Here is a 9610-nt window from a genome sequence, read left to right as displayed (position 1 = left end):
AGTGAGACGCGCGTCACCGCCGCAGGATCGGCCACACCCGGCGCCGTACGACGCCCAGCACCGCCTCGGCCGGCACGACCCCGCGGTGCCGGGAGTCGATCCCCTCCCCCGGGTTGTCGCTGAGCAGCCACCAACCCGGATCGCCCGAACGGGTCTGGCGGGCCCCGTCGACCCGCTTGACCACGAGGGTGCCGTCGACGAACCGGGCCACCACGACGTCGCCGGGCCCCACGGGTACGTCGTAGCGCACGAGGACCCGATCTCCGTCGCGCAGGCCCGGCTCCATCGACCTGCCGCGGACGACGGCGATGCCGAACCGGCCAGTGACACCCGCCTGCCGTCCTCTGCCCATGCGGAGTAGTGTCGCAGTCAGCTCAACCGTCAACGTTCATCTGTCGAAGGAGAGGACGCCAAGCATGCTTGCGCGACTGTTCGCCCCCACCGTCGAGGTCCAGGCCCACTGCGACTTGCCGTGTGGTGTCTACGACCCCGCCCAGGCCCGTATCGAGGCCGAGTCCATCAAGGCCGTCATCGGCAAGCTCGCCGACAACGACGACCCGGACTTCCGCACCCGCGCGGTCCTGATCAAGGAGCAGCGCTCCGAGTTGGTCAAGCACCACCTCTGGGTGCTGTGGACCGACTACTTCAAGCCCCCGCACTTCGAGAAGTACCCGCAGCTGCACACGCTGGTGAACGAGGCGACCAAGCTTGCCGGCGCGACCGGCACCAAGGGCTCCATGGACGCCGAGGTGGCCGACCAGCTGCTCGCCAAGATCGACGAGATCGCCGAGATCTTCTGGGAGACCAAGAAGGCCTGAACGATCTCGACGGAGTCGAGCCGTTCAGGCCTTCGCCGTCCAAAGGAAGGGTGTCGCGCCCCAGCGCGGCACCCTTCACCGTTTACCTGCACCACGGGCGGGTCGGCCGTTCAGGCCTTCGCCGTCCAAAGGAAGGGTGTCGCGCGCCAGCGCGGCGCCCTTCTCCGTTTACCGGCACCACGGCCGGGTCGGCCGTTCAGGCCTTCGCGTTCACTTGAACATACAGTTCAGACCCGGGGACCATCGTCTGAGCGTGCGTTGCCCCCGTCGTACGGCGAACTGTGTGTTCAGGTGAACGCATTGCTCCGTGCCCGACGCCTTGGCGACAAGTGAAGGCCCGGCGATCGTGACCATCCGGTGAAGAGGTCGTTGAGCCGGGCTCCGCCCGCACGAGCGGAGCAGGCGATATGTTGTCCGCATGCGACCCGATGTCGAGCTCCGACTTCCCGTAGACAGCGCCTACGTGTCCGTGCTGCGGGCCACCACGGTGAGCCTGGCCGCCCGGCTCGACTTCACCCTCGATGACATCGAGGACCTCCGCATGGCCGTCGGCGAGGCCTGCGCCATGGTGCTGCCCTCCGCGACCGAGGGCACGGACCTGACCTGCCAGTTCTTCATGAAGTCCGGCGAGGTCACCATCACGATCACGGTGCCCAGCACCACGGCAGAGCTGCCGGAGGAGGACGGCTTCGCGTGGCAGGTGCTCAGCGCCCTGACCACGCACGCCGATCTGTCGACCGGTGACGGCACGCTCGCGGTGACGATGACGATGAACTCGACGGTCGACGCCTGACATGAGTGCCGAAACCGGGGGACCCCCACAGCGCATGCCGCTGGCGGAGATCAAGGCAGCCAGCGCCGCGCTCTTCGACAGGGTGGCTGACGACGGCCTGAGCGAGGCCATGCGGTCCGGAGCCCGCGACGACCTGGTGCGCCTGCACCTGCCGTTGGTGGAGCACTGCGCACGCCGTTTCCGCAACCGTGGCGAGCCGTTCGAGGATCTCGTCCAGGTCGGCACCATCGGGCTGATCAAGGCCGTCGACCGTTTCGACACCGACCGCGGGGTGGAGTTCTCGACGTACGCCACCCCGACGATCATCGGCGAGATCAAGCGGCACTTCCGCGACAAGGGCTGGGCGATCCGGGTTCCCCGGCGCCTCCAGGAGCTCCGCATGCAGATCAGTGCGTGCACCGCCGAGCTCAACCAGTCGCTGGGCCGCTCCCCCACGCCGTCCGAGCTGGCCGGGGCGATCGGCTGCTCGGTCGAGGAGGTCATCGAGGGCATCGAGTCGAGCAACGCCTACTCGACGCTGTCCTTGGACGCCGGCAGCGACAGCAGCGAGGAGGGTTCGCTGAGCATGCTCGACACGATGGGCATCGACGACGAGGGCCTCGAGCACGTGGAGCTCCGCGAGTCGCTGAAGCCGTTGCTCGAGCAGCTGCCACCCCGCGAGAAGAACATCCTGATGCTGCGGTTCTTCAAGAACATGACGCAGTCCCAGATCGCCACGGAGGTCGGGGTCAGCCAGATGCACGTCTCACGACTGCTCAGCAAGACCCTCGACCACCTGCGTGAGGCACTGGCCGACTCGAACTGAGCCCTCGGCCAGGTGACGTTCAGTCGACCTCGGCGCCGTCGTCGTCCGCGAGGAAGTCGATGCTGGCCGGGTGCAGGGCTCCGACCAGCACGATCAGCGCCACCACGAGCAGGCCGATGGCCACGCCGGTCGTCTCACCGCCGCGGAAGCTCCAGGCCATGCCGAGCAGGAGCAGCTGGGTGAGCACGATCGGGCTGCGCGCCCAGGACCCGCCCCGGTTCATGGACCACGCGGCCCAGAGCAGGAAGACGCCGTACCCGCCGAAGAACAGCGCGGTGGTCAGACCCATGGTCAGGCGCTCCGTGGAGACGTTGAAGAGCTCCAGGACGCCGTACCCGAGCATTGCCACGCCCTCGACCCCGGTCAGGCTGGCTGCGACGGTCAGGGGCGCCGGAGTTGCGCTGTCGGGGAGGGTGCTCACGGGTAAAAACCATACTTGTGACCAAAGTGACCCCGGTAAGGGGTTGTCACGGGGTCCAGTTCTTGCGAATCTATTGCGTGCGCCTTGAACAGGTTCGCGAGAGCCTGCGCGCACACCGAACTTTTACGCAACGATCCACAGGTCGTTGACGCCGCTAGTGAAAAGGAAGTCCCCCGCCATGGATTGGCGCCATCGCTCCGCATGCCTCGATGAGGACCCGGAGTTGTTCTTCCCGATCGGCAACACCGGTCCCGCGATCCTTCAGATCGAGGAGGCCAAGCAGGTGTGCCGACGCTGCGAGGTGCGCGAACAATGCCTCGCCTGGGCCCTCGAGGCGGGACAGGACCACGGCGTCTGGGGTGGACTCGGTGAGGACGAGCGTCGCGCGCTGAAGCGCCGCAACGCCCGGGCTCGCGTCCGCACTGCGTAGTCGCGGCCTCAGGTCTGCTTTCGGTCACCGGGCCTCGGCACGTTTCGAATGCGCCGAAAGCACGCCCGAGACCAGGGTTCACTCAATCGGAAGATCGATCTGGACCCGCGTGCCGTGCTGCAACGGCGCGTGCGCGGCTCCCATGTCGAGCACTCCGGCCAGCTCCGACTCGACCAGGGTGCGCACGATCGACAGGCCCAGGTTGACGGTTCCGTCGAGGTCGAAGCCGTCGGGCAGCCCCTGCCCGTCGTCCTCGATCGTGACGTGCAGTCGACCCACGATGCGCCTGGCGTCGAGGGTGATGCGGCCCGAGTCGCCGGTGGAGTAGCCGTGCTCGACCGCGTTCTGCAGCAGTTCGGTGATCACCATGGCCAGTGCCGTGGCGGCCTCTGAGGCGAGCACTCCGAAGGTGCCGGTCCGTACGACGCGCACCGACTCCCCCACCGCACTGACATCGGTGACCATGCGTCCCAGGCGGTCGGCGATCTCGTCGAACTCGACGTGCTCCTCGACGGCCTGGCTCAGGGTCTCGTGGACGATGGCGATCGACCCGACCCGGCGTACGGCCTCTTCGAGCGCGGCCTTGGCGTCTGGAGTGTCCATGCGTCGGGCCTGCAGTCGCAGCAGCGCGGCCACGGTCTGCAGGTTGTTCTTCACCCGGTGGTGGATCTCGCGGATCGTGGCGTCCTTGGTGACCAGCTCACGGTCGCGCCGCCGCAGGTCGGTGACGTCACGCAGCAGGATCAGCGCTCCGATGTGCTCGCCTGCCGGTCGCAGCGGAATGCTGCGAGCGATCACGGCGGCGCCGCTGCCGGTGATCTCGGCATCCTTGTGGAGGTGGCCGCCGAGCACGGAGCTGAGCGTCTCCTCATCGGGTCGCTTGCGAGGCGGCACGAGCTGCCGGGTCAGATCGGTCAGCACGTGTCCGACCAGGTCACCCGTGTGGCCGAGCTTCCGGTAGACGCTGAGGGCGTTGGGTGAGGCGTAGGTGACGATGCCGGTGAGTCCCACGCGGATGAAGCCGTCGCCGACCCGGGGTGTGTCGGCGTGGTCGCTGCGCTCGCCGGCCGAGGGAAACAGGCCCTGGCTGATCATCTGGGTCAGGTCGGCCGCGGTCTGCAAGTAGGAGAGCTCGAGCCGGCTCGGCGTCCGCACGCCCAGGAGGTTGGTGTTGCGGGCGACCACCGCGATCACCCGGTCGCCACGACGGACCGGGATCGTCTCGACCCGCACCGGCACGTCGTCACGCCACTCCGGGTCGCCCTCGCGGATCACCCGACCCTGTGCGAAGGCCATGTCGAGCATCGGTCTGCGGTTGACCGGCACGAACGTGCCCATGACGTCGTCGAGGAGCGCGGTCGGACCCGTGGTCGGGCGCATCTGGCCGCCGGCCCAGAATCCCTTGCCCTCGTGGTCAGGCAGCCACAGGACCAGGTCGGCGAAGGAGAGGTCGGCGATGATCTGCCAGTCGGCCATCAACCGCTGCAGCCAGGCCAGGTCGCCGGAGTCGAGGTCCGTGTGCGCCTTGGCCAGTTCATCGAGAGTGGGCACTGCGCCAGAGTAGTGGTCATCGCCGGACGAGCCACGGATGCTGTCCAGCATCGTTCATGCCCGGAGGCTCGTCACGGCGACCGGTCGACCTACTGGCAGACTGGCGCGCATGGCGTCAACGATCTGGGAACACGTGCTCACCCACGATCTGGCCGTGCCGACCGATCGCCCCCTCGCCGAGCTGACCACAGAGCTCACCACCATGCTCGGCAGCACCGATCCGGTGCAGCGCGACACGACCGCCTACCAGGTCCTGGCCACCTGGATCGAGCGCGGTGTGTACGACGACCTGCTGGTCGGACTCGGCGACGGAATGGCCGCCGGACTCGACGTCGGGATCGGCGAGAGCGGCACCGACACCGTGTTCCGCCGAAGCTTCTCCGCGCTGGTCCTCGCCGAGTGCCTCGACCGGGGCAACAACATCGGGTTGTCCTCGTCGAAGGTGCTGGAGTGGGGTGACCGCATCGCCAGCTGGTACGTCCGCGAGCAGGACCTGCGCGGTTTCGTCGAGGGCAAGGGCTGGGCCCATGCCGCGGCGCACGGCGCCGACGCGATCGGCATCCTCGCCGGCTCGCCGCACTTCACGTCCAACGAGCTCACCGTGCTGCTCGACGTGCTGGCGGACCGACTGCTCCTGCCCAACGCCGAGCTGCTGGTCTGCGGCGAGCCGGACCGGATGGCCGAGGCCACCGCGATCGTCCTGCGCCGCAACCTGGTCCCGATCGGGGTGCTCGAGGCCTGGATCGCGCGGCTGGCGAACGCCGCAACGGCCAGCGGAGGCGAGGGAAACCCGTTCCTGACGACGTTCAACGCGCAGTCGTTCCTGCGTGCCCTCTATCTCAAGATCGCCTTCTCGACCCCGGCGCCCGAGCTGCGGGCCGATCTGTTGCTCGTCCTCATCGACCGGCTGCGCGAGTCGAACCCACACCACCTGGGTGATGGCTAACCTCTGGTTATGAGTGACGAGAGCGGATCGTTGACCGGCCACGGCGGCGAGCTCGCCGTGCATGTGGCCCGCGCCCACGGCGTCGAGACCATGTTCACCCTCTCCGGGGCCCATGTGTTCCCGATGTACGACGGCGCGGTGAAGGCCGACCCGCCGATGCGGCTGGTCGACGTACGCCACGAACAGACGGCGGCGTTCGCGGCCGAGGCGACCGGCAAGCTCACTCGCGTTCCCGGCCTGGCCGTGCTGACCGCCGGCCCCGGTGTCACCAACGGGGTCAGCGCGATCGCACAGGCCCAGTTCGCCGGCTCCCCCATGGTCGTGGTGGGCGGTCGCGCGCCGGGCAACCGCTGGGGCACCGGCAGCCTGCAGGAGCTCGACCAGCCGCCGATCATCGCACCGGTGGCCAAGCACGCGCGCACCCTGCCGACCGTCGGAGACATCGCGGGCGGCATCGACGACGCGTTCGCCGCCGCCCGTTCCCCGCATCGGGGCCCGGCCTTCGTCGACGTGCCGATGGATGAGTTCTTCAACTCGGCGACGAGCGACTTCACCGGCGTGCGGCGTACCGACCCGGCGGTCGCGGACCCTGAGTCGGTCACCGGCATCGCCGAGCTGATCGGTCGTGCGCAACGGCCGGTGCTGGTCCTGGGCACCGACGTGTGGGCCGACGGGGCCGACGTGGCCGCCCGCAGCTTCGTCGAGGCCATCGGCATCCCGACGATCACCAACGGCATGGGTCGCGGCGTGGTCCCCGGCGGACATCCCCTGCTGGTGACCAAGGCCCGCGGCCAGGCACTGGGCACCAGCGACCTCGTGGTCGTGGTGGGCACGCCCCTCGACTTCCGGCTCGGCTACGGCGTCTTCGGCGGCAAGGACGGTGCGCCGGTCGCAGAGGTCGTGCACATCGCCGACTCGGAGGCGCAGGTCTCCGGACACGCCACGCTCGCCGGGTCGGCGTACGGCGACCTGTCGTTGCTCTTCGAAGCCCTGGTCGATGCCATGCACCAGGTGGTGCGCAAGCCCGACTGGTCACCGTGGGTCTCGGCGCTGCAGCAGGGCGTGGCAGCGGCCGTCGAGCGCGACAGCGCGCTGCTCTCCGCCGAGGCCGACCCGATCCACCCGGCGCGGATCTACGGCGAGCTGGTGCCGCGACTGGCCGACGACGCGGTCGTGATCGGCGACGGTGGCGACTTCGTCAGCTTCGCCGGCAAGTTCGTCGAGCCCAAGCGGGCCGGGTGCTGGCTCGATCCCGGGCCCTACGGCTGCCTGGGCGCGGGACTCGGCTCCGCGATGGCGGCCCGCATCGCCCGGCCCTCGTCCCAGGTGGTGCTCCTGCTCGGCGACGGCGCGGCGGGCTTCTCGCTGATGGACGTCGACTCGCTCGTGCGCCAGGACCTCCCGGTCGTGATGGTCTGCGGCAACAACTCCGCATGGGGCCTCGAGAAGGGCCCGATGCAGATGCTCTACGGCTACGACGTGGCCGCCGACCTCGCACCGCGCACGCCGTACGACGAGGTGGTCAAGGCCTTGGGCGGCGCCGGCGAGACGGTGAGTGATCCCCGTCAGATCGGTGCCGCGATCGACCGCGCCTTCGCCTCCGGTGTGCCCTACCTGGTCAACGTGATCACCGACGTCGAGGCGGCCTACCCCCGCGCCACGTTCGGCATCTGAGCATGGAGGTCAGGGAGGCGCACGCCGCCGAGCTCAGTCGCATCGGCGAGCTGACCGCGGCGGTGTACGTCGACGAGGGGTACATCCATGCCACTGCCGAATACGTGGCCGAGCTGAAGGACGCGCAGGCGCGAGCCACCGGAGCCGAGCTGCTGGTCGCGGTCGACGAGGGCGAGCTCCTGGGGGCTGTGACGTACTGCCCCACCGGGTCGAAGTGGCGCGAGACGGCCGAGGACGACGAGGGTGAGTTCCGGATGCTCGTGGTCGCTCCCACCGCACGAGGTCGCGGTGTCGGCCGTGCCCTGGTGGCTGCCTGCCTCGACCGGGCTCGTGCCGGCGGGTTGTCCGGCGTACGCCTCTCGTCGCTGCCGACCATGAAGTCGGCGCACCGGCTCTACGCCGCCCTCGGCTTCACCCGGCTCCCGGAGGCGGACTGGTCGCCGGTCGAGGGCATCGACCTGCTGGCGTTCGGCCTGCGCTTCAACTGAGGTCAGAGCCGGGACAGGAACTTCTCGGCGTCGACGACGACCCGGGTGACCTCGCCGTTGCCGACCAGCTTGCCGCCGTCGCGCGCGGAGACCGCGAAGCGCACCAGCCGCCCGTCGGCGTACGACGACGAGGCGGTGACCACCACCTCGGCGCCGACCTTGCTGGCGGCCAGGTGCTCCAGGGAGACACGCGTGCCGACCGAGGTACTGCCCTCGGCCAGCGTGGGCTCGATCGCCGCGCAGGTGACCGCCTCACACCAGGCCAGCAGCCGCGGTGTGCCGAGGACGGCAAGGGAGCCGCTGCCGACCGCGAGCGCGGTGTCGTCGTCGGTGACGGTGAAGGTCAGGGCGGCGGTGAGGTCAGCGGTCGACATGCAGTGAGTCTCGCGCACCATGCGCGCCGACCGCCAACGGCGTACTCAAGAATTGCCGGTTCGAGGCGCAAGAGTTGCAGGCTCGCGCACCAAAAACCCACGGTTCGCGACAAATGAACGAACCCCCTCGCCAAAGGGATTGGCTCGGGGGTTCAGCAGGCCTGACGAATCAGGCGTTGGGGCGCTTGCCGTGGTTCGCGCCCTTCTTCTTGCGCGAGCGGCGCTTGCGTCCGGTCTTGCCCATGGTTTCCTCCTGGAGATCTGCGGCGGCCATTGTCGCAGCAAAGCCACCCGGGCCGCGAATCGGCCCGGACACTTCACTCGTCGTGGGTCACTGTTCGGTGATCCGGACCTGCACCTGGCGCAACTGCACGAGCACCCGCTCACGCAGGCCCTGCGGCGCCGACTCGGAGCACGAGCGGGCCACGACGGCCTTGACGGTGCGCTCGAGGTCGTACTTCGCGAGGCACGGTCCACACTCGTCGAGGTGCTGGCGGACGACCGAGCAGTCGGCCTCGTCGAGCTCGTTGTCGATGAGGTAGACGATGCGCTCGAGGAAGTCCGAACAGTCTTCGGTCTCGTTCTGCCCGGTCATCACTCGTCACCTTCCGGGGCGGACTTCAGCAGGTAGTTGTCGCGGACGTAGCCCGACAACATGTCGCGCAACTGGCGCCGGCCGCGGTGCAGCCTGGACATCACGGTGCCGATGGGTGTCTCCATGATCTCGGCGATCTCCTTGTAGGGGAACCCCTCGACGTCGGCGAGGTAGACCGCGAGGCGGAACTCCTCGGGGAGACGCTGCAGCGCGTCCTTCACCTGGGAGTCGGGGAGATGCTCGAGGGCTTCCATCTCCGCCGACTTGAGCCCGGTCGAGGAGTGTGACTCCGCGCGGGCGAGCTGCCAGTCCTCCACGTCTTCGGCCATCGACTGCTGCGGCTGGCGCTGCTTCTTGCGATAGGTGTTGATGAACGTGTTGGTGAGGATGCGGTAGAGCCAGGCCTTGAGGTTCGTGCCGGGCTTGTACTGGTGGAAGGCGGAGTACGCCTTCGCGAAGGTCTCCTGGACCAGGTCCTCGGCGTCGGCCGGGTTGCGGGTCATCCGCATCGCGGCCGAGTAGAGCTGGTCGAGGAAGGGCATGGCGTCGCGCTCGAACCGCATCGAGCGCTGCGCGTCGGTCTCGTTGGCGATGTCGACCTCGGTCATGTCGACATCGGTCGTCAGGGATTCAGTCATCGCCTCCCAGACTACCGGGGCGGCGGGACGTTCGAGTACGGCGATCACATAGTCCAGAACAGAACCGGACCGTGGTT

General features: G+C 68.7%; 14 protein-coding genes. 7 read left to right on the top strand and 7 right to left on the bottom strand.

Annotated features, from left to right (window positions below; all coding sequences use genetic code 11):
- Positions 1–13: 13 nt before the first annotated feature.
- Positions 14–352, bottom strand: a complete 339-nt coding sequence (locus tag ASD30_RS20525) for a S24 family peptidase (RefSeq protein ID WP_056686347.1) — start codon at positions 350–352, stop codon at positions 14–16.
- 64 nt (positions 353–416) lie between these two features.
- Between ASD30_RS20525 and sodN the strand changes: the two genes are divergently transcribed.
- The 3 genes from sodN to ASD30_RS20510 all read left to right on the top strand — a co-directional run bounded on the left by sodN (position 417) and on the right by ASD30_RS20510 (position 2416).
- A complete protein-coding gene (sodN, locus tag ASD30_RS20520; protein ID WP_056686344.1) occupies positions 417–818 on the top strand; it encodes a superoxide dismutase, Ni in 402 nt (133 codons plus the stop codon).
- A 418-nt stretch (positions 819–1236) separates the two neighbouring features.
- Positions 1237–1611 (top strand): anti-sigma factor, encoded by a 375-nt coding sequence (locus ASD30_RS20515; protein WP_056686341.1) that lies wholly within the window; start codon positions 1237–1239, stop codon positions 1609–1611.
- Position 1612: 1 nt separating this feature from the next.
- Entirely contained in the window at positions 1613–2416 is an 804-nt protein-coding gene (locus tag ASD30_RS20510; RefSeq protein ID WP_056686339.1) for an RNA polymerase sigma factor SigF, read from the top strand.
- A gap of 19 nt (positions 2417–2435) precedes the next feature.
- Here ASD30_RS20510 and ASD30_RS20505 read toward each other — a convergent pair whose 3' ends face one another.
- Entirely contained in the window at positions 2436–2837 is a 402-nt protein-coding gene (locus ASD30_RS20505; RefSeq protein WP_056686336.1) for a hypothetical protein, read from the bottom strand.
- Between the two features lie 178 nt (positions 2838–3015).
- Between ASD30_RS20505 and ASD30_RS20500 the strand changes: the two genes are divergently transcribed.
- Positions 3016–3267, top strand: a complete 252-nt coding sequence (locus tag ASD30_RS20500) for a WhiB family transcriptional regulator (RefSeq protein ID WP_056686333.1) — start codon at positions 3016–3018, stop codon at positions 3265–3267.
- A 78-nt stretch (positions 3268–3345) separates the two neighbouring features.
- Here the strand turns inward: ASD30_RS20500 and ASD30_RS20495 are convergent, their stop codons facing one another.
- The gene (locus ASD30_RS20495) at positions 3346–4818 is read right to left on the bottom strand and encodes a sensor histidine kinase (protein WP_056686785.1); all 1473 of its coding nucleotides are present in this window, start codon (positions 4816–4818) and stop codon (positions 3346–3348) included.
- A 109-nt stretch (positions 4819–4927) separates the two neighbouring features.
- On the opposite strand from ASD30_RS20495, the gene ASD30_RS20490 reads away from it, so the two are divergent.
- From ASD30_RS20490 to ASD30_RS20480, 3 genes are read left to right on the top strand one after another with little or no spacing between them, the layout of a single operon-like run.
- Positions 4928–5764, top strand: a complete 837-nt coding sequence (locus tag ASD30_RS20490) for a DUF2785 domain-containing protein (protein ID WP_056686331.1) — start codon at positions 4928–4930, stop codon at positions 5762–5764.
- Positions 5765–5773: 9 nt separating this feature from the next.
- Positions 5774–7438 (top strand): acetolactate synthase, encoded by a 1665-nt coding sequence (locus ASD30_RS20485; protein WP_056686328.1) that lies wholly within the window; start codon positions 5774–5776, stop codon positions 7436–7438.
- A 2-nt stretch (positions 7439–7440) separates the two neighbouring features.
- On the top strand, positions 7441–7926 hold the full coding sequence (locus tag ASD30_RS20480) for a GNAT family N-acetyltransferase (RefSeq protein WP_056686325.1): 486 nt from the start codon (positions 7441–7443) through the stop codon (positions 7924–7926).
- Positions 7927–7928: 2 nt separating this feature from the next.
- Here the strand turns inward: ASD30_RS20480 and ASD30_RS20475 are convergent, their stop codons facing one another.
- The 4 genes from ASD30_RS20475 to ASD30_RS20465 all read right to left on the bottom strand — a co-directional run bounded on the left by ASD30_RS20475 (position 7929) and on the right by ASD30_RS20465 (position 9533).
- On the bottom strand, positions 7929–8300 hold the full coding sequence (locus tag ASD30_RS20475) for a thioesterase family protein (protein ID WP_056686783.1): 372 nt from the start codon (positions 8298–8300) through the stop codon (positions 7929–7931).
- Positions 8301–8469: 169 nt separating this feature from the next.
- Entirely contained in the window at positions 8470–8544 is a 75-nt protein-coding gene (locus ASD30_RS28015; protein ID WP_396378553.1) for a 50S ribosomal protein bL37, read from the bottom strand.
- Positions 8545–8631: 87 nt separating this feature from the next.
- Positions 8632–8895 carry a mycothiol system anti-sigma-R factor gene (rsrA, locus tag ASD30_RS20470; RefSeq protein ID WP_056686322.1) on the bottom strand — a complete coding sequence of 88 codons (264 nt, stop codon included), beginning with the start codon at positions 8893–8895 and terminating at the stop codon, positions 8632–8634.
- On the bottom strand, positions 8895–9533 hold the full coding sequence (locus tag ASD30_RS20465; protein ID WP_056686780.1) for a sigma-70 family RNA polymerase sigma factor: 639 nt from the start codon (positions 9531–9533) through the stop codon (positions 8895–8897). The genes rsrA and ASD30_RS20465 overlap by 1 nt, the downstream gene beginning before the upstream one ends.
- Positions 9534–9610: the final 77 nt, after the last annotated feature.

Source organism: Nocardioides sp. Root140 (assembly GCF_001426745.1).
GTDB lineage: Bacteria > Actinomycetota > Actinomycetes > Propionibacteriales > Nocardioidaceae > Nocardioides.
Note: the sequence above shows the minus strand (reverse complement) of the source record. Positions and strands in the feature narration are given on the sequence as shown.